The sequence below is a fragment of the Halobacteriovorax sp. BALOs_7 genome, assembly GCF_003612895.1.
GTDB classification, from domain to species: domain Bacteria; phylum Bdellovibrionota; class Bacteriovoracia; order Bacteriovoracales; family Bacteriovoracaceae; genus Halobacteriovorax_A; species Halobacteriovorax_A vibrionivorans.
Genome location: NZ_CP027772.1, coordinates 2,406,165 through 2,427,100, shown reverse-complemented (window position 1 = coordinate 2,427,100; position 20,936 = coordinate 2,406,165). Strand labels below are relative to the sequence as shown.

Sequence of the window (20,936 nt, the reverse complement as noted above, 5' to 3'; positions counted from 1 at the left end):
CTTTTTTCACATTTTTTGTGAACAAGCGGGATTATGGAGTAACAAGCCTGAGCTGACAATAAATATCCTCAGGCCTTGTAATTTTTTCTATAATTTGTGATTTTAATTAGTTACACGTTTCTTTTTCCATTTTTTTATGGCGAAACCGAGAATGACGGCAAGGGCAACCGAGCCAATCACGTAATTAGATTTTTTGATATATTCAATGGCCGCTTCTCCAAATTTGTAATAAACCGTGAAGTAGACGACACAAGAAATCGTTGCGGCTATTAAGTCCGAAAGGGCAAATTTCCATGCATTCATTTTACCAAGCCCTGCAGATAGGAATAGAGCATTCCTAAAACCAAATGGTACAAATCGACCAAAGATTAATGTGAAGACACCATACTTCTTAAAGAAGGCATTTACTGTATCAAGCCTTTCTTGCGTCACCATCGAAGCAAAGAACTTTATTCCAAAGACTTTTGGACCGAGATAGCGTCCAATGAATCCATAACAAATTAAATCAGAAAAATATGCTCCTAGAAAAACAGCAAAGAAAAGAGGGTAGAGATACTCTGGATTTTTTGCAGCTAAAATCGCCGAAGTAAATAACATGACATCTTCAGATATTGGGATATTAAAACCAGCAAGTAGTAGTAGCCCAAAGATAATATATGGAGCTAAGCTTACATTAGTATTTATATAGAGCATGATTTGATCGATAAATTCCATTATTTCTCCTGTAAATAAACACTTAAAAGAATATCCTAAATTCTATTAAATCGCATTAATTTATCAGCTGTTTTTTCCTAGCTTAAAACTTTTAAGTCTTTTGTTACTATGCTTTTGTGAAGTATTTTAGATCACTTGTAATATTCTTTATTGGCCTAAATATAAATCAGGTCCACGGAAAAAACTTAGATTACTTTCTAAAGTCTAATGGTGATGAGTTCAACTATTTTATACAAACGGCCGCTTCACTGGGTATTCAAAAAGAAAAAGTTTCTAATATTATGACTTCTACTGAGCAGAATTCACCAATGACAATTACGGCCGGTTTTGCATTTTTCCCTAGTTCAATTGAAAAGCTATCTCTACTTGCAACGGGAAGTCTATCTTATATTGTGCCATCCGATATTAAGGAAGAAGGAGGAAGTACCTTCTCAAATAATACGAAACTAGATCCTGAAACTGGTTTTAGCTTCCATGCTCATAAATCTTATACTTATCGAAATGTAACGGGATTCTTTGGAGGCCTTGATCATGAAGTCTTCTATCTCTATAACACACCTGATTTTCTAGGAAGTGGAAAGGAGCTAAAATCAGTTACTCAGAAAATAACTTATGGGACATTGGGCTTGGCCTTTGCACAAAAGTTTTTCACACCATTTGTATTTAAAATGAGTGCATCTCAATCATTTAGTTCAAAGACAGGCTTAAAAGGACAACGTTATTTAATCGATTATTCACAAAAGTATAGTGAGAATATGTGGTACCACATTTTCGTAAAAAGACATGAATTACAAGATGATTCGAGAGAATTAAAGATAACCCGACTCGGTGTTGGAGTCGGGTTCTATTATTGAATAAGACTATAGCTTATTAAAGTATTCTTGTGACCCTTGTGGATCTGGCTTCATTGTGTCAGCACCTTTTGTCCAACCTGCCGGACAAACTTCTCCGTGCTTAGCTGTAAATTGGTAACCATCTACAAGTCTTGCAACTTCTTCTACATTTCTACCAACTGATAGATTGTTGATTGAAACGTGTTGAACAATATTGTTATCATCGATGATATAAGTTGCTCTAAATGCAACATCACCAGATGGCATTAGCGCTCCATATGATCTAGAAACTTCTTTTGTAAGATCTTCTAGAATTGGGAAATTAATGTCACCAAGTCCACCTTCATTTCTTGATTGCTTTGTCCAAGCTAGGTGAGAGAAAGCTGAATCAACTGAACAAGCGATAACTTCACAGTTAAGGTCTTTAAAAAGTTGAATCTTATCTGAGAATGCAGTGATTTCTGTTGGGCAAACAAATGTGAAATCTAGTGGGTAGAAGAAAAGAACTTTCCACTTTCCTTTGAAGTCAGAAAGAGAGATCTCTTTGATTTCTCCATTTACTACTGCATTTCCTTTGAATTCTGGTGCCGCTTTTGAAACTAGCGAAGTTGGATAAACTGTTTCAGTCATTACTTTCTCCTGTGTGTTTAAGTACTTAAAAATTTATTCATTTTTTCTTGAATCGATTTAACCGTAGCCTTATGAGAAGTTCAAGACCTGTTATGTTAATTTTGATACTTTTGGCGGTGAAGCTTAAATAATTTCCATTGCTTAGGGACGTATTAATTATTACTTAACTTGCACTTTTATCTAAAGAAAATGACTCGGCTCACCGAAATGTTGAATGAAATCGAAAAATTCATTTTCTAGGGAGAAAAAATGACAGATCCAAAGGCACATATTCCTAATCCAATTGTTATTGAACAAACAGCAAGAGGAGAGAGACAATACGATATTTACTCAAGACTATTACTTGATCGAATTGTTTTTCTAGGAACGCAGGTTAATGACACTGTTGCCAACTTATTAATTGCTCAGATTATGTTCCTTGAGCAAAGTAACCCAGAAGATCCAATTCACTTCTATATTAATTCACCAGGTGGAAGCGTTTATGCAGGCCTAGGTATCTACGATATTATGCAACACGTATCATGCCCAGTTTATACTTACTGTGTTGGTCTTGCTGCATCGATGGGATCACTGCTTCTAACAGCAGGGGAAAAAGGACACCGTTATAGTCTTCCTCACTCAAGAATCATGATTCACCAACCATTAGGTGGTGCACAAGGTCAGTGTTCTGATATTCAGATTCAAGCAAATGAAATTCAAACATTAAAAGATCAGTTAAATAATATTTACATTAAGCACTCATCTGTTGATATGACGATGGAAAAAATTGTTGCTGCAACTGATCGTGATAATTACTTGTCGCCAACTGATGCAATTGAGCTAGGAATTATCGATAGCGTTATTGAATCAAACAAGAAATAGAACTATAGTTGAATACTGTATATAAACGAAAGGAACTTTAATGAGTAAAAAAGAAGGATCATATAACAGCGCTCTGTCTTGTAACTTCTGCGGAAAATCTCAAAAAGAGGTAAAGAAGTTAATTGCAGGACCAGGTGTTTATATATGCGACGAATGTATCGAGCTATGTAATGAAATTATCTACGAGGATACAGTTAAGTCTGTATCAAAAGCAGCTCTTGATAATGTTCCAAAGCCACACGAAATCAAGAAGCACCTTGATGAGTATGTAATTGGACAGGATCGTGCTAAGAAGATTATTTCAGTTGCAGTTCATAACCACTATAAAAGAATTGCCCACGGTGATTCTAAGAGAAAAGATGATGCTGTTGAATTAGCAAAGTCGAATATCTTACTTGCTGGGCCAACTGGTTCAGGTAAGACTCTTATTGCACAATCACTAGCAAAGTTTCTAAATGTTCCATTTGCTATTGCTGATGCAACATCTCTAACTGAAGCTGGTTACGTAGGTGAGGACGTTGAGAATATTATTCTTAACCTTCTTCAGGCATGTGACTACGATGTAGAAAGAGCTGAGCGTGGAATTGTTTATATTGATGAGATTGATAAAATTGCAAGAAAGTCTGAAAACCCATCAATCACTAGAGACGTATCTGGTGAGGGGGTTCAACAGGCACTACTTAAGCTAGTTGAAGGTACAGTTGCTTCAGTTCCACCAAAAGGTGGCCGTAAGCACCCTCAACAAGAGTTTATCCAGGTAAACACAAAGAATATTCTCTTTGTAGTTGCTGGAGCATTTGTTGGACTTGATAAGATCATTGAAAAGCGTATGACTAAGAGACCAATGGGTCTAGTTGCTAAGCAAACTGTTGACGCTGAAGAGTCTGTAATTCAAAAGCTAGGTGGAATTGAAGCAGAAGATCTAACGAAGTTTGGATTAATTCCTGAGTTCATTGGACGTCTTCCTGTTAATGCTCTACTTGAAGAGCTTGATGAAGCAGCACTTGTTTCAATTCTTACTGAACCAAGGAATGCAGTAACGAAACAATATCAAAAGCTTTTTGAATTTGATGGTATCGAACTTGAATTTGAAGAAGCAGCACTTCATGCAATTGCTAAGACTGCACTTGAGAGAAAAACAGGTGCTCGTGGTCTAAGAGCAATCATTGAGCAAACAATGCTTGAAGTTATGTATGATGTACCAGCAAATGATAAAGCTAATAAAGTTATTATCACTGAAGCTTCTATTAGAGGAATTGAGTCTCCAAGAGTTGAAGAAGGTCCGCGCAAGGAATTCTCATCAACTGCGAACTCAGCTCTTGAGGCCAAGAAAGATATTGAATCAGCTTAATTAAATTGAATACATTTTCTTAATAATAAGGCACGACATAGTTCGTGCCTTTTTATTTTCATCTTAGATGTAAATCCTGTTACGTAACTATCTTTATTTAATTTTCATAAATTCAGTCACTTATCGCTTCATTATTAATAAATTAGTTAAGAAACTTAAAGAATTTCTAAAGGTTGACACTTAGCTAACCGAAAAATTATTTAGATCTATTTTATGTTTAGGGGATAAGAGATGTTTAGAGGGAATGTGTTAACAAAATTAACAAAGTTTATGGCCATAGGCCTGAAAGAAAAACTTTATTTCATTTCAATTGGAATGGTTTTATTTATATCATTTGCGGTTTTTGTCCCTTTTCAAAAAGGAATTGAAGATCAAAAGGCAAGTAAGCGAGATGGATTTGCTCTTTATTATAATAATTTAACAAATTCAATTTCTGAACAATTCTTCACTAATTATAATAACGTTCAATCTTTTGCTCGAAACAAAGATCTCAAGGATAAAGACCCTGGAGCATCAACGTTTCTTTTAAATGAGCTTGTCACTCTCTACCCTGATACAGATATGTTATTTCTAATTGGTTTAGATGGGAAACTGATTGCTCATTCCGAAATTACGGCCGCTGGGGAAAAACTGAACACAGAATTTCTTAAGTCTTATAACTTTAAAAATGATAATTGGTTTCAAAAAACATCAAAAGGTGAGTACACAGAAAATTACGATAAGAAAATCTTTGGTGCTTTTGCTGGAAAAGTTCACGAGAGTGAAATGATATCGAAAGTGTATGGCGAAAAGAGAATGGGGCAATACTTCTCAACTCGTATTGAAGATGAATATGGTGACCCAATTGCCGTTTTAGGTGCATTTGTGGGAAGCCGCTGGTTTGAAAGTGAAATGAAGAACCTTTTTCATACTTTAAACTCAAATGGAATGGATTCTTCTGAGATTCACTTAATTAATAGCGAAGGAAAAGTCATCACTTCTTATGACAAAGAACTTGCAAAGAAAGACAAGAGTCTTCATGACTTTGAAAATTATAATTTAGCAAAAAGATTGATTGCTTCAGATGATGAGATGGCAGTCAAGATGAAGGAAGGTAAGGTAGACACTATTCTTCATCCTCATATTCTAGGGGACAGTAAGGAAACATATCTTTACTCATTTGGTGAAATTCACCATCGCCGCTTCCTTGATATGATGAAGTGGAAGTTGGTTATAGGAATGACGGAAAAACAAGCCTATGGTGAAATTATAACACTTCAAAATTTATTCTACTTCACATTGGCTGGTGTTCTAATCCTTTGTGTTGCTATCTCTTTTGCAACAGTTAGAAATCTTTATAAGCAACTTCTTGGAGTTGTTGCAAGCTTAGAAAACTCTGCAAAATCAACGGTTAAATTTGTTGAAAACTTAAATGGGGTTTCTCATCGTGTAAGTGAGCTGACTTCAAATCAAGCGCAGGCAATACATGAGACTGCATCTACCCTTGATGAATTATCAAGCATGGTAAAAATGAATGCTCAGAATGCAGCGACGTCGGTTGATGTTTCAACGGATAATGAAAGAGTTGCACAGGATGGAAAACATAAAGTTGAGGAAGTTAAGTCTTCAATGAATAATATTAAACAAGCAAATGATGACGTCCTTAGAACGACAAATGACGGAAGTGAAAAAATCTCTGAAATTGTTAATCTGATCAATGAGATTAATGAGAAAACACAAGTTATTAATGACATTGTTTTTCAAACAAAGCTTCTTTCATTCAATGCTTCAGTAGAAGCGGCCAGAGCAGGTGAGCATGGTAAGGGCTTTGCTGTTGTTGCAGAAGAAGTTGGAAATCTTGCTGCAATGTCTGGAACTGCATCTGAAGAGATTAATGCAATCCTTACGAAGTCTGTTGCCCATGTTGAAAAAATCGTAAAAGAAAATAAAGAGTCTGTAGAATCGATGATTGAGCAGTCTCGTGTCAAAATTGATGATGGAATTAAAGTTTCTGAAGAGTGTACAGGGGCCCTTGAAGAGATTGTTCATGGTGTAATGAATGTATCTTCAATGTCTCAAGAAATATCAGCAGCGACATCTGAACAAGAAACAGGCGTTACAAATATTTCACAAGCAATGAACCAGATGCAAGAAGCCTCTTCTGATAATCAAGAAATTGCTTCAAAGATGCTTCAATATGCGGAAGATTTAAATAATGAAACAAATAATCTTCAAAATGTTCTATCTATTCTCCAAAATGAGATAATTGGTGGAAGAACAAAGAATAATGCATCGACATCAAAGGTAAAAAAAACTAAAGATGCAAAAGTCGTAAACTTTCCAAAAGAATCAAATCAAAAGAAGGCATCGTAGTTATTACGGTGCCTTATATTCCCGACTTAAATGGTTTTTTAGTCGTTAAGCTGTATGGATTAAGTGAATTTAAACATTTAGATAGATTTACTTTAGCTTTTCTTTAGAAAAGTGCAGATTGCCTCTTTATTTTTTTCGTATACCTCACTAAAATAATTTTTATTAGTAGTTTAAGCATTTAACTATGTTCTCATATCAAGGAGGAGCCATGAGAATTTCTAGGATATTTCCTATTTTATTAGGAGTTTCACTAATGTCTCCTTTTGCATTCGCGGGTGCAAAAGATGACTTCATCAATGCTGTTGTAAAGCAGTGTAAAAAATCAAAAGCAGAAGCAGAAAAGATGGCAACACCAGGTCGTTCTGGAACCGTTATTAAGTTTAAGACTTGTTCTGGTGCAACAGTAGACGTTGGAAGCGGATGTACACTTCAGTGTAAAGATGCATCTTCATCAATCGGTGGATAATTAATTTAAGGAGACTAAAAAATGAAATTCAATACAATGAAAAAATCAATTATCGCACTAGCAGTTCTATCAACGACTGCATACGGTGCATCTCTAGAAGACAGAGTAGAGGACCTCGAATTTGCTCGTGACCTTAACACATGGTCATTTTCAGGTGAACTTGAGTCACGTTATGACTACTTCAATGAAGAAGATAAGTTAGCAAATGATCACTACAACGAAGATCAGTATTCTCTATGGGCAAGATTTGATATCCACTCAAAGAGAAGTGAAAGACTAGACTTCTACGGACGTCTTTCAATGTCAAAATATTTCAATGACTTCACAAAAAGAGTGAGTGGAACAAGCTCTATCTCTGATGCTGGTGGAGCAGGTCGTAATAAGAATGGTGCAGCGATATTCGTTGAAAGAGCATTTATTAATTATAAAATCGATGATCAATTCACTTTCTCTATTGGGCGTCTTCCAACTATTGAAGGACCTTCTTTCCACCTACAAAAAGGAACGGCTAGATCTGGTTCTTACCCTCAACTAGCATATGGTGCACAACTTGATGGTATGGCCCTGACTTATGGGACAAAATTAGCAGGTGGTAATATGTCTGTTAGAGCAATCTATACTCCACTTAGTCAAAGAGATGTAGGTAGTCTTTCTGGACAATCTGGTTATCAAGATTCTGATAGTGCTGATATTAGCTCAAGCGAAGATATGTACTCAGTTATGGTTGACTATGAAAAGTTAAACCTTACTTGGGCAAATCGCTTCAACTTTATCGGTCAATACGTTGCTTTTAATGATTTCTATTACGATGCAACGTCAAATGTTTCTACTGGAGCGGGGAATCCAACTCAAGACGCTGCAATATCAAACCTATACTTTGACTATAGTGCCTTTGTTGTTTACTTAGAAGCAAATGGTATTGCTAATACTGGTCTTGATATGGGCTTCACTTACAAGAGAACATCAATCGACTCTAGAGGTGGGATTACAAGTCTTGGTGGTATCTTCACTAATGGTAGTGATGGAAAAAATGACGGGAATGTTTATATGCTAGATGCTCGTTATACTTTTGGTAAATTCAAACTTGGTTATGAATTACTAATTGCTGATGAGTATGCATTTACTGTTGGTTTATCTGATATCGACGCAATTGGTTTCTACCAGACTCCAGACTCAACAGGACACCATGTATACGCTTCATATGACTTTGATTCAGACCTAAGACTAATTCTTGGATACATGATGCAACAAATTGACACTAGCTACACGAGAAATGTAGTTGGAGCAGGAACAGATGCAGACACTAAGGTTGATGCAGGTTATGCAAGACTTATTGCAAACTTCTAATTAGTTAAGATATTTCTTAACTTACTCCATAGGGGCCAGACTTATTGTCTGGCCTTTTTTTTTGCTTATTTCTTGAGACACTCTCACGAAATCTTGTCTCAAGAATTTTCGAAAAGAATGTAAAGTTCAAAGATATTATTTCTAGTGATGTTCAATTTACGATTATAAAAAATTCATACAGCCTAAATGTTAGAATATTTTAGCTAAACAGTGTTCACCGCTCAGGTAAGGAAAATGCCTTTAAAAACCATAGGTTAGGCTATTAATACACTGTGAATTTATTGAGGGGCATAAGATTCCGGCGAAAAAAACTTTCCAAAACGTGAGGGGATATTGATACAATTTATTAAAGGAACAGAATTTAGACATGAGGTCTTTTTCCTATCCTTTCCCAGAATGAAATTATGACAAGTATTAATAGTGCAGGAGGTGCTATGTCAGACAAGAAGTCAACTGAGTCGAAGAACTTACCACTACTTCCACTAAGAGACATGATTATTTTTCCACATATGGTTGTTCCACTATTTGTAGGAAGAGAGAAGTCAATCAATGCTCTAGAGGAAGCTTCAAAAAATGGTAATGAGCTTTTTCTCGTCACACAAAAAGATGCTAGTATTTTAAATCCAGATCGTGAAGATGTTTACAATGTAGGAACTGTTGTAAATATTATTCAGATGCTTCGCCTACCAGATAATACAGTTAAGGTACTTATCGAAGGGAAGTATAGAGCAACGATCGATGAGTTTGAAGCAAGAAGTGAAGGTTATTGGGCCGACGTTTCTAAATGCGTTCCAGAAGTTCCAGAACAAGTTAAGATCGAAGCGACAGTACGTTCAATCAAAAACGTATTTGAACAATATGTGAAACTTAATAAGAGAATTCCACCTGAATTACTTATGAGTATTTCATCAATCACTGATCCATCAAGATTAGCTGATATTATTGTTGCTCACTTATCGATGAAGATCCCAGAAAAGCAAGAGATTCTTGAAGCTGTGGATATTGAGCAACGTCTTCAACTTCTATTAGAGAAGATGCAAGGTGAAATTGAGATTATTAACGTAGAGAGAAGAATAAGAACTCGCGTTAAGTCGCAAATGGAAAAGTCTCAAAAAGAGTACTACCTTAATGAGCAGATGAATGCGATTCAAAAAGAGCTTGGACAAAAAGATGAGAAGTCTGAAGTTCAAGAAATGGAAGAGCGTCTGGCAAAGAAGAAAATGCCTGAAGAAGCTGTTAAGCGTGTTACAAAAGAAATTAAGAAACTTAAGTCAATGTCTCCAATGTCTGCAGAATCTGCAGTTGTTAGAAACTACATTGACTGGATGCTTTCTCTACCATGGGGAGAGTACACAGAAGATAATAATGATGTTGAACATGCAAGAGAAGTTCTTGATGATCACCACTTCGGAATGAAAGATGTAAAAGAGAGAATTCTTGAGTATCTTGCAGTAAGAAGTCTTGTTGGTTCTGAAGGTAAGGGAACAATCCTTTGTCTAGCAGGTCCTCCAGGTGTTGGTAAAACATCGATTTGTCAGTCACTTGCTGAGTCTCTTGGACGTAAATTTGAAAGAGTTTCACTTGGTGGTGTTAGAGATGAATCTGAAATCCGTGGTCACCGTCGTACATATGTAGGTGCTATGCCAGGTAAGATCATCAGCGCTGTTAAGAAAGCAGGAACATCAAACCCAGTTATTCTACTAGATGAAATTGATAAAATGACATCTGATATGAGAGGGGATCCAGCGGCAGCAATGCTTGAGGTTCTAGATCCAGCTCAGAATAAGAACTTTGGTGATCACTATATTGAAGTAGAATATGATCTATCAAAAGTTATGTTTGTTATGACAGCAAATGATCTTGGACAAATTCCAGGTCCACTTAGAGATAGAATGGAGATTATTAACCTAGCTGGTTATACTCCAATTGAGAAAACTCAGATCGCTAAGAAGTACCTTGCACCACGTGCATGGAAAGATAATGGACTTGATGCTTACGAATACTCAATGAGTGAAAATACAATCATGGACGTTGTTCGTGGTTACACTAAAGAAGCTGGTGTTCGTGGTCTTGAAAGACAGTTCAACACAATTGCAAGAAAGATTGCAACTGATGTTGTCACAAAAGATATTGAAAAAGGTAAGAAGTTCACAATCACTTCTAAACAACTTAAGAAGTTCCTTGGTCCTGTTAAATTCGATGATAATGTAATCGAAGAGCAGCCAGAAGTAGGTCTAGTAAATGGTCTTGCTTATACTTCAGTTGGTGGTTGTATGCTCCATATCGAAGTTATTGCAGTTCCAGGTAAAGGTGGTATCCAAATCACTGGTAAACTTGGAGAGGTTATGACTGAGTCGGCAAAAGCAGCAATGAGCTATGTTCGTTCAATTGCAGGTCGTCTTGGAATTGATAAAGAATGGTTTGAAACACATGATATTCATATCCATGCACCTGAGGGAGCGACTCCAAAAGACGGTCCATCAGCAGGTATCACAATGGTTACGGCCATTACATCAGCAATCTCTGGAATTCCTGTAAGGCAAGATGTTGCCATGACAGGTGAGGTAACAATTAGAGGACGTGTTCTTCCAATTGGTGGCCTAAAAGAAAAGATGCTGGCAGCAAAACAAGCAGGAGTAAAAACAGTTGTTATTCCTGAGAAGAATAGAAAAGATCTTCTTGAGATCCCACCGGAAATCAAGCAAGGACTATCTGTTCATCCAGTAACTCATGTTGAAGATGTTCTTAAGGTTGCTCTACAATTAACAGAGCCAGAGAAGTTCATGTCACATGTAGGACTGAAGGTTATCGATTCTGGGAGCGGGATGGAAGTAGCTAACTAAGCTATTATCCTCCTAAAAAATTAATACTTGTTAAAAGAAGGCCTCGCTATTGCGAGGCTTTTTTATTCTTATTTTCCTGAGTCACCGTAGTTTGGAAGAACACGGGCCGATGGATCATCTACCTGACAGTTTTCCCATTCTTTATTTGGCATCCAAAAATCTTTAATTAAATGTGCTTTATCTGGAAAATGTGTTTCAAAGATTTCTCGATACATTAACGACTCTTTTGTAAAAGGTGTACCATGCTCATATTTCTCACGTGCCTGAGCAACGTCTGAATCGCTGTACTTATCTTCAGCAAGCGCCTTTAACCAATCAACCATATCGTGTCCTACAGCATCTGAGAATGCCGCTTTTTCACGCCAAAGAATCTCATCCGGTAAGTACTCACTATGATCAAAAGCTTTTCTAAGAAGGTATTTACCCTCACCAGACCAATTCATCTTTTGCTCTGGTGCAATACCCATAACATATTCAATAAAGGCCTTATCACTAAAAGGTACTCGCGCTTCAAGTGAATGAGAACTAATCGAGCGATCAGCTCTTAGAACATCATAGAGATATAATTCATGAACACGCTTTTGTGCTTCTTTTTGAAATTCAATTGCACTTGGTGCAAAGTCTGTATACTTATATCCAAAGAGCTCATCACTAACTTCGCCTGTTAGGACAACCTTCACATCAGTTTTCTCACGGATGTACTTACAAACCAGAGACATACCCATTGAGGCCCTAATCGTTGTGATATCCCATGTTTCAAGCTTATGAACTAGCTCTGAGAGATGGGCAAACGCTTCTTCTTTTGTAAAGATAACTTCATGATGCTCGCTTCCTAGAAAGTCTGCAACAATTCGCGCATATTTTAAATCAATTGGGTTTGTATCAATACCCACAGCAAATGTTTTAATTGGTTTATCACTTAACTTTGCAGCTATAGCGCAAACTAGTGATGAATCAAGTCCACCTGAGAGTAGAAAACCAACTGGAGCATCTGCATCAAGACGTTTTTTAACACCTTCTACAAGGTGATCATGGATTCCCTTATAAACCGCTTCAAGATCTTCTTCTTTTCTTGTTTTAATTTCTCTCACATCAAAATATGAAACAAATTTACCATCAGCGTAGTAGTGACCTGGTGGAAATGGTTTAATATCACTACATAGTTCTTGTAGGGCCTTTACTTCAGAGGCAAAGGCAATCTTTCCGTCCTCAACACCATAACCATAGAAGAGGGGACGGATACCAATAGGGTCTCGGCCTGCAAAGAACTTACCATCTTGTTCGATAACAAAAGCAAATTCACCATCGAGTGATAGAAGTAACTTCTCAATACCATATTCTTCAAAAATAGGGATGATCACTTCACAATCAGAGTCTGACTGAAAGTCATAGCGTTCAATATAGTCTGTTTTTAAAAGACGATGATTATAAATTTCTCCATTACAAACAAGGTGTGTTTTAGCTTTTGAGATAAAAGGCTGAGAACCAGCATCTGTCAGGTCCATAATGGCAAGTCGGTGAAATCCCATTAGGCCATCTTTCAAAGAGTGAATTGCTCTTTGATCTGGACCGCGGTGTGCGATTAAATCGAACTTAACTTCAAACTCTTCTTTATCAACTATTCCGGTAAAAACACTAAATCCACACATGAAAACCTCCATATTTTTATTAATAATCGGTAATTTTTATCAATTTCTCAATTATGAACATCTCAAACTATTAATTATTTAATAAATAGAGTATTCTGGTGAGGATATAGTATATTTGAGGGGTAAAATGGCCGAAAAATACGAAATTGATAGTACTGATAAGAAGATAATTAAGCTTTTGGAAAAAGATGCCCGCATGCCCTTCCTTGAAATGGCCAGAAAAATAGGGGTTTCAGGTGGAACTATTCATCAAAGAGTGGAAAAGCTTAAGGAAGCTGGCATTATCATAGGAAGCTCTATAAAGGTTGATTATGCTAAGCTTGGTCATGGTGTTGTGGTTCTTCTTGGCCTTCACTTAGTTAATGCACGAGATATTCACAAAGTAATTGATAAGCTTGAGAAAATGGATGAAATCGTTGAAGCCTATTATACGACAGGTGATTATGCATTAATCGTGAAAATCATGGTTAAGGATATAAATCACTTTCATGAATTTCTTATTGGAAAGATTCAGATGATTAAAGAGATTCAATCGACAGAGTCTTTCATTAGCTTAAAACAAGTAATTGATAAGAGCCTAAACGTTTAAGAGATAAAACTCGTAGTCTTCTTTATCGCTATAAGGATAAGCATAATAGCAAAAATCTTTTTCATAAGCACTTGATTGGCCACACTTGAAATCTTTGCTCCAAGCTTTGTGAAAAAGAAGCTTGCAATTGAAATTCCAAAGAATGCAGGTAAGTAGATATAGCCTAGGGAGTGATCTGGTGTCACTTTATTAAAGCCGCTATAAATATAAAATACGCTACTTATAAGTGCGATGGGGATTCCTATCGATGCTGAAATGGCCACAGCATTCTTCATCTCATAACCGCGCCAAGTTAAAAATGGAACACTAATTGTGCCTCCACCAATTCCTAAAATTGAAGACTTCAAACCAATAATAAAGCCTGTAATAGCATAGAGGAAATTAGATGTTTCTTTTGGTTCATCAACTTTAACTTTGTAAAATAACATTTTTAAAGAAACTAAGTAGAGGTATGTGATAAATAGCCCTTCTAGAGTTCTAGCTTCAACTTGGTTAACGAGATAGGCTCCAGCACAGATTCCAATGATTAGAGGTGGAATTAGTTTTTTCGTAACTTCAGATAGGAGATTTCCCATATTATAATGTCTTAATGTCGATGAACTTGCAGTTACAACAATTGTTGCTAGAGAAGTACCAAGGGCCATAAACATCGTAATATCTGATGAAAATCCTTGTTCTTTAAAAATGAGTAAGAGAGTTGGGACAATAATTACACCGCCACCGATTCCAAATAAACCTGAAAGTGTTCCAACAAAAGCGCCAACGGCCAAATATAAGAGAAAAATCATCTTATTAATATGCACTTAGAAAGAGGGGAAGACAAGAGTTAAAGATAGACTAAAAAACTCAGGTTGTGACACAAAACTATTGAATATATGATTAAAAAAATTGGTGATAAATGACTTAGCACCGCGCCAATGCAAATCTTGCCACATGCTTATTTAAAGACAATTTAGTGAGAAAATATAGGGCAGTGAGGACCCTATGAATCTATTTAATTTAAAGAATAAAAAAGTAAAAGAAAACCCTGAAGAAATCAAAGCAATGACTGCTCAGGCAGCTGAGAAAATTGTTGAAGATCAACGATTACTTGAGGAAGCAATTAGTGAAAATAATTCACTAAAAAGAGATATTGAAGTACAGCGTATAAAGCTTCAAAAAACAGAAAATAATTTACGTCGACTACAGTCTGATCTAACAGATGAGATAGCGGATAAAGAAATTCTTGAACAAAGAATAGATAAGATAAAATCTCTAAATAAGTCTCAAGAGTCATCACTAAAAGAATTAATCGATCAAAAGCAGCTTGTTATAAAAAGTATTACGAGTTTAAAGGAAGAGGTAACAGGCCTTTCGAAAACACATGGTGATAAATTAGAAAGTATTAATAAGATCAAGCTTGAACTTGCAACATTAAAAGGTGAAGAGGGTACTTTAAAGAGTAAACTAGACGTTCTTAGTGGCAATAAAATTTGTAATGCAGAAGTGAAAGAAGGTGTAAGCAACCAGATTAAGGATACTAAGAAAAGAATTAAGAAAATGCTTTCACAAATAGAAAGCGATAATATCGAAATTCAAAAAGTAGAAGATCAAATTGAATTATTAAATACTGAAAGAATTAAACTTGATAGTGAAATCTCTTCATTAATCGAGAAGAGCCAGAAAGTTAAGGCCAAGAAGAATGAAGAGGCAACTCTTTATGAAAGAATGAAGTACGACCTAGAGGCGTCGTATGAGCACAAAAATGAACTTGAAAAGAAACTTGCTCATCAAGTAAGTGAGTTGCAAGATGTTAATTCAAAGCAAGAAACTGTTAAGCAGAGCATACTCAAGATTAAAGCACGAATTAATCGACTCGAATCAGAGGCTTCGGAGCTTAAAACTCAAGAAGAAAGTGAGAAATCACAACTTAAAGAGTTAAATTACCTCCTCGATTCACAAGAAAAAAAGAAGCTTGAGCTAGAGTCTGACTTGGAACTGCTAAAGTCAGAATCAGGACGCTTCAAGAAATTAATTGAAGAAAACCTAGTTCAGCAAAAAGAGTTAGAAACAAAGATTACATCATTAAGGGAAAGAGAGGGAAGCTCTCTCTTAGAACTTGATGAGCTAGATCGAACTTATAAGAAAACAAAGAGAGAATATGAATTAATTCTTGCAGAAAGTATTGAAAGTGAAAAAAGAATTCGTGCTCTAAATAGTGAAAGTGAAAGATTAACAATTTCGCTTAAAGAGCTTGAAACAAAGAAGAATCAGGCTACTGCAAATTGTTTAAATCGTGAAAAACAAATTGAAGCTCTCGAAAGAAAGATACAAGACGAATCTAATGAGATTAAGAATTTAAGACTAGAGATTAACGAAGAGAAAGGCCGTGAAGTAGAATTGAGACAAGAAATTTTTGATCTTGATGTCGAAAAACGTCGTTTGTTATCTGAAAAAGAGAGTCTTTCTCAAACAGCTCTTAAATTAGAAAAAAGTATCGATCTTCTAAATCTTAAAGTTGAAAAGTCTAAGAGAAATAGAGATGTTCTTAATGAAGAAATTCAAGAACAAGATAATTTAATGAATATTCTTCTAGCAGATGAAGAGAAAATCACTAAATCAAATAATGAAATCCTTTTACAAATTGGAAGTTTAAAGGGACGTATTGAGATTGGTGAAGGGCGAATTGAAACTAAGGGGCAAGAGATTGAAGAATTGGCCCAAGAAAATACAAAGCTTAATAGAATTGCAGATGAATTGTGTACTAAGTTAGATCAAACAGTACAACAATTGGAAGGTGTTGAAGAGAAAGTTGCTCATTTTGAAAGAAAAATCTCTCAAGTAGAAGAAGAGATTAGCAATAATAAAGAAGTAACGAGTGAAAATATCGAGATTATCTCGCAACTAGAGAATAAAGTTGTCGATTTAAAAGATGTACTTTCACGTAAAGAAAATACTCTATCATCGCTTAAGTCCAATACAAAGCGAGTTGAGAGAATAAAGAATAAAAAATCGAAAGCAAAAGAATCTATAGAAACAGAAATTTCTAAATTAGATGTAGCAATCCAAAGAGAAAGCGATACATATGAGAGACATCTGACACATAAGAGAAATCTTGATGGGCAACTGAAGCTGCTGGAAGTAGAAGTTGAGGACAAGAGAAGTAAAGAGCAGGTTTTAAAAACAGAAGTTGAAGTTATCGAAAAGATGATTAACTCAACAGAACAAAAGCTAGATGAACTTGATAGTGTAAAAAGAAATCAAGAAAGTAATTTACAAGAATTTACTTTAAAAAGAGATACGCTTCTAGCAAAGCATAAAGACTTAAACAATCAACAAGTTATTAGTAATGAAGAATTAACTAAGATTGAAAATGATTGTTACAATATTAGAGCTGCAATGGCGACAATCGAAGCAGAAATCGAGGAAGCCGAAAATCAATTAGAGTCAAATCTTACGAGAAAGGTACAACTTAATCAAGAAATCAAAAAACTTGCTGTTGATACTAGAGAAGCAAAAAAAGAAATCGTAAAACTTAATACAGAAATTGAAAAAAGCAGTATTGAATTAAGTGAAGTTGAAAATAAGCATCAAGAAAAGCTTGATCTTTTAAATGTTGAATTAGACGAAAAGAAAATAGTCGAGAAAGAGTTTAAGCAAAAGAAGAAAAAGCTTAATGAAGCATTGGCCGCTTCACAAAAGACTGAAGATGAATTGAATCTTGTTCTTCTAAATAAGGAAACATTAGAAGAGGGAATTGATAAGGCCACAAGACAAAAAGGAGAGCTTCTCATTCAAAGAGATGAGCTTTTAGGACGTCTTAATAAACAAAGAGAAGAAAACAAAGCAACACGTCAACTTCTAGAAGGTGTTTCTATTGAAATTAATGAATTAAGAAAAGAATGTTCTTTAATTAATGACGAATTTCAAGAAGAAAAGAATAAGACAAAGACAATCGTAAACTCTCTAGAGATGTTAAGAGGTCAGGCCAGAAGTTTAAAGGCCCAGAGAGCTCAAAGTCGCTTTGAGATCAAATCTGTTAAAGAGCAAGCCGCTCCTATTATGGCAGAGGTGGAAAATACTCAAAAACAAATAAAGGTTGAAGAAGTTCAAAGTGATTTAGAGATAGCTCTATCAAAAATAGAATTTGATGCAAGTCTATATATCAATGAGAATGCTGTTGATAGAATCAAGACGGCCAAATATCAAAAAGGTTTAATCTCTTATATCGAATCTTTACCATTTGTATTTTCTCGAATTGAATTTGTTAAAATCACTCTAATTCAATCTGGGGATCTTTCAGTTACTGTAACTGGAAACCTAAGATGTGATGAAGAGCTTACTAAAGAACTTCTTAAAGATAATATAAAAGGGAAGTTTACAGATGGCATCCGTTTTAAGATTAGTGATAACTCAATTCGTTTAGTAGTTGTTGATAATAGAAAAGACCTAGGCGTTAGTATATAAGCGCCTAGGCTTTTATTTTTCTAATTACAATATGGGATGTCGTATTTTTTAGTAAAGATTTCGACGTATTTTCTATCACCGTTTCTATTATTTCGCGTAATATCTTTTCTTAAAGTAATACTTGGACTTAGGCTTTGTCTACGTACTTTCTTTATAACTTTACAGCGATTATCTTTACGGCCATAACACCTTCTTTCTTCACTTTCAAACTCAATCGGATATGAATAGTATTTTGATCCAGCTAAAACATCTTTAAATCGATCATTTTCTCTACTTCCACCAAGCCAAACTCTTTTGTATACAGGCATTTTCTTAATTGATCTTAGTTTGTCGTTTTCAATACAAACGTTAAATACCGATACTATTTTACCAATAAAGGCAATATCACCTTGAAGATCAAGGTTATAGTCATTTCTTACGCGATCTCTGATGATATTCCAGTTCTTATCTTTTAGTTCATCGAGATCGTCAACACCACCAACTACACCGCCAGTTCCTGCATCTATGCGGTCATTTTTAAGTTCTAGGAATCCATTAATTCCGCCAGTTCCTGCGATGGTATTTAGGCTAAGTCCAATTAATAATATAAATATTAGATTCTTCATTTTAATCCTTTCTCATTGTGTCTGTGGCCATAAAGGTGAATGTCTTGATTTCACCAAGCATTCCTTCTTCCTTAGTCACATTAATTTTTTTATAAAAAGCTTCTTGGTCAATTTTTAGCCACTTTCGATAACCTTCGGGACTTAAGCCTTCTGCATAAAATGCGATTAGGTTTTTTTCAGCAAGATCAACATCTTCTGTTTTCGAATATTTTTCAACTAAGTTTAAACCAAGCCTTTTTACAAGTTTAGGTGAAAACTCTATCTGTTTATCACCAATTGTGTATGTATTCTTTTTTGTAAGTTTTAAAACTCCAAGGTCTAGCATTTTATCTGCTGTTTCAACGCCGCTCATACCATAGCGATATTGAATATATTCGCTTGTAATTGGTGACATTGAGGCAAGACAGTAAATCTCTGCAAAAACTTTATCATAGAGCATCTCTTGATTTGCTTCTTCGCTATATTGAAGATTACCCTTTGTTGATATAGGAGATCTTTTTTCAATTTCCTTTGCAACTCTTTCTGGAATATTCCTTAACATAAGGCCGCCATTAGGACTTTCAGCTAGACAGCTATAAAGTCTTACTAGTGTTTGATAACCAGGTCGGTTTTCTTGGGCCAATAATCGTTTTAATGTTCTTTGATGGATTCCAGATTTCTCTGATAGTTTTCTTAGACCTATTGATTCATCACGAAATTGTTTGAGATGTGTCGTGATATCGAGTGCAACTTGTCCTTTTAGATCAAGGGCCGTTGTATCTTTTAAGTTGTTGATATCATTTGTAGTCATTTCTCTCATTATGCTTCAATTTATACGGTAATTGGGCCAGTTTCGTAATTAAAAACATTTAAGTAGTAAAAATTACAAAGGCCAAGAACGTGTCTTGGCCTTTTTATAGCAGCAAGTGCCCCTTAGGGAAAAGGCACTTGCCTAGATCCTTACTCGTAATTAGTTACAAGCTGGGATTTCGTATGATTTTGTGAAAAGCTCTACTAGCTTGTCATCACGATCTCCACCACGACGAACTAACTTAGAAATTGTGATGTCTTTAACAACTGATTGAGTTTCAACTTCTGTATAAGTTTTACATCTGTTGTCGTTTTTTCCGTAACAAATTTCTTTAGTTACAACTCTTGAGATTGGGAAAGAAAGAATTTCGTAACCAACGATTACTTTCTTGAAGTTATCATTATCTCCACCTCTGTTAGTTCTAACGTACTTGTAGATTGGGAATGGCTTAGTTGTATTGAAGTTTTCACCGTTAACACATACGTTGAAAGCTGTAGTTCTAGTTGTTCCCATGAATACTGAGTATCCTGAAGACATAACTAGGTTTACGTCATTTTTAACTTCTTCTCTAATGTGATCCCAAGTGTCGTTTGCAGATAGTGCAAAAGATGAAACGCTTAGTAATGCAGCAGCAAGTGCGATTAATTTTTTCATAAATTCCTCCGGTTTGTTATTAAATTGTTTGAAATGTTGTTTAAACAATTTGTTTCTTATTTAGTTGTTTTGATGAGATGAAATTAATTTGATTGAATTAAAGTGACAATTTTTCTACTCGATTAATGGGATTTTCATCGACATTGTCATAAGAATCTTGGTTTTTTAGGACAAATGAAGGTTTTTGACGATTTTGTCCATATTTTGCAAAAAAAAGCCGCTATTACTAGCGGCTTAATTTATTTTGAATTGTTCATCTACTGACAATAAGGAATGATAAATTCTTTATTAAAAGAGTCCTGAATTACTTCTCTAGGCCTATCACTATTGCTTTTGTAGACTTTTACTTTTTTTACTTTCACCTTTTTTATGGTTTCAGTTGTAACTTCTTTCGTTACTTCTCGACATCTCTTGCCATTGTTTGCACAAACTCTATCCCATGTTGTGTAGGTGATAGGGAAGCTTAACTTTTCAGTTCCAACTTTGACATATTTATATCCGTCTTCATCTGCTCCATAATGTGTTTTGCCAACTTTAATTCTCTCGTACTTAGGAAATTCTCTTGTTGTTCTGAGAATATCTCCATCAAGACATGTATCAAATGCACTTACTGGCCTTGAGACAAAGACAGTTGTTCCTTCAATTTTGATGTCATCACTTAGTTTTTTAGCATTTAGAATCTTATCCCATGATGTATTTGGTCCTAGTTTTGCAAAGTCATCTTTCGTTGGCTTTGGTCCACCTGAAACTCCTCCTACGCCTGCATAGATAGAAAGGGATGCTAAAATTATTATTAGTTCTTTCAT

Annotated in this window: 17 protein-coding genes; 9 read left to right on the top strand and 8 right to left on the bottom strand. The window is 35.4% G+C overall.

The features are described from left to right. Nucleotides 1-102: 102 nt before the first annotated feature. Nucleotides 103-714 (bottom strand): DedA family protein, encoded by a 612-nt coding sequence (locus BALOs_RS11585; RefSeq protein WP_240406481.1) that lies wholly within the window; start codon nt 712-714, stop codon nt 103-105. A gap of 116 nt (nt 715-830) precedes the next feature. On the opposite strand from BALOs_RS11585, the gene BALOs_RS11580 reads away from it, so the two are divergent. After that, entirely contained in the window at nt 831-1,568 is a 738-nt protein-coding gene (locus BALOs_RS11580; protein WP_120405266.1) for a hypothetical protein, read from the top strand. A gap of 6 nt (nt 1,569-1,574) precedes the next feature. Here BALOs_RS11580 and BALOs_RS11575 read toward each other — a convergent pair whose 3' ends face one another. Beyond that, complete coding sequence (locus BALOs_RS11575; protein WP_114705375.1) at nt 1,575-2,177, bottom strand: peroxiredoxin; 603 nt, start codon at nt 2,175-2,177, stop codon at nt 1,575-1,577. Between the two features lie 249 nt (nt 2,178-2,426). Between BALOs_RS11575 and BALOs_RS11570 the strand changes: the two genes are divergently transcribed. The 6 genes from BALOs_RS11570 (at nt 2,427) to lon (ending at nt 11,397) form a co-directional block, all read left to right on the top strand. Then, a complete protein-coding gene (locus BALOs_RS11570; RefSeq protein WP_114705374.1) occupies nt 2,427-3,038 on the top strand; it encodes an ATP-dependent Clp protease proteolytic subunit in 612 nt (203 codons plus the stop codon). A 40-nt stretch (nt 3,039-3,078) separates the two neighbouring features. Then, on the top strand, nt 3,079-4,389 hold the full coding sequence (clpX, locus tag BALOs_RS11565) for an ATP-dependent Clp protease ATP-binding subunit ClpX (protein ID WP_114705373.1): 1,311 nt from the start codon (nt 3,079-3,081) through the stop codon (nt 4,387-4,389). A 246-nt stretch (nt 4,390-4,635) separates the two neighbouring features. Further along, a complete protein-coding gene (locus BALOs_RS11560; RefSeq protein ID WP_162929670.1) occupies nt 4,636-6,741 on the top strand; it encodes a methyl-accepting chemotaxis protein in 2,106 nt (701 codons plus the stop codon). Between the two features lie 208 nt (nt 6,742-6,949). After that, on the top strand, nt 6,950-7,207 hold the full coding sequence (locus tag BALOs_RS11555) for a hypothetical protein (protein ID WP_114705371.1): 258 nt from the start codon (nt 6,950-6,952) through the stop codon (nt 7,205-7,207). A gap of 21 nt (nt 7,208-7,228) precedes the next feature. Further along, nucleotides 7,229-8,554: a DUF3373 family protein gene (locus tag BALOs_RS11550; protein WP_120405264.1), complete on the top strand. Its 1,326-nt coding sequence runs from the start codon at nt 7,229-7,231 to the stop codon at nt 8,552-8,554. A 434-nt stretch (nt 8,555-8,988) separates the two neighbouring features. Beyond that, complete coding sequence (gene lon, locus BALOs_RS11545) at nt 8,989-11,397, top strand: endopeptidase La (RefSeq protein ID WP_120405263.1); 2,409 nt, start codon at nt 8,989-8,991, stop codon at nt 11,395-11,397. A gap of 68 nt (nt 11,398-11,465) precedes the next feature. Here lon and asnB read toward each other — a convergent pair whose 3' ends face one another. After that, entirely contained in the window at nt 11,466-13,046 is a 1,581-nt protein-coding gene (gene asnB, locus BALOs_RS11540; protein ID WP_120405262.1) for an asparagine synthase B, read from the bottom strand. Nucleotides 13,047-13,173: 127 nt separating this feature from the next. On the opposite strand from asnB, the gene BALOs_RS11535 reads away from it, so the two are divergent. Continuing rightward, complete coding sequence (locus tag BALOs_RS11535) at nt 13,174-13,635, top strand: Lrp/AsnC ligand binding domain-containing protein (protein ID WP_114705367.1); 462 nt, start codon at nt 13,174-13,176, stop codon at nt 13,633-13,635. Here the strand turns inward: BALOs_RS11535 and BALOs_RS11530 are convergent. Beyond that, a complete protein-coding gene (locus BALOs_RS11530) occupies nt 13,632-14,423 on the bottom strand; it encodes a sulfite exporter TauE/SafE family protein (protein WP_120405261.1) in 792 nt (263 codons plus the stop codon). The genes BALOs_RS11535 and BALOs_RS11530 overlap by 4 nt on opposite strands. A gap of 196 nt (nt 14,424-14,619) precedes the next feature. On the opposite strand from BALOs_RS11530, the gene BALOs_RS11525 reads away from it, so the two are divergent. Next, on the top strand, nt 14,620-18,081 hold the full coding sequence (locus BALOs_RS11525; protein ID WP_120405260.1) for a hypothetical protein: 3,462 nt from the start codon (nt 14,620-14,622) through the stop codon (nt 18,079-18,081). A 20-nt stretch (nt 18,082-18,101) separates the two neighbouring features. Here the strand turns inward: BALOs_RS11525 and BALOs_RS11520 are convergent, their stop codons facing one another. The 4 genes from BALOs_RS11520 to BALOs_RS11505 form a co-directional block, all read right to left on the bottom strand. Beyond that, nucleotides 18,102-18,686 (bottom strand): hypothetical protein, encoded by a 585-nt coding sequence (locus BALOs_RS11520; protein WP_120405259.1) that lies wholly within the window; start codon nt 18,684-18,686, stop codon nt 18,102-18,104. Nucleotide 18,687: 1 nt separating this feature from the next. Continuing rightward, nucleotides 18,688-19,476, bottom strand: coding sequence for a hypothetical protein (locus BALOs_RS11515; protein WP_120405258.1), 789 nt, complete (start codon nt 19,474-19,476; stop codon nt 18,688-18,690). 159 nt (nt 19,477-19,635) lie between these two features. Continuing rightward, nucleotides 19,636-20,130 carry a hypothetical protein gene (locus tag BALOs_RS11510; RefSeq protein WP_114705362.1) on the bottom strand — a complete coding sequence of 165 codons (495 nt, stop codon included), beginning with the start codon at nt 20,128-20,130 and terminating at the stop codon, nt 19,636-19,638. 257 nt (nt 20,131-20,387) lie between these two features. Further along, nucleotides 20,388-20,936, bottom strand: coding sequence for a hypothetical protein (locus BALOs_RS11505; RefSeq protein ID WP_162929669.1), 549 nt, complete (start codon nt 20,934-20,936; stop codon nt 20,388-20,390).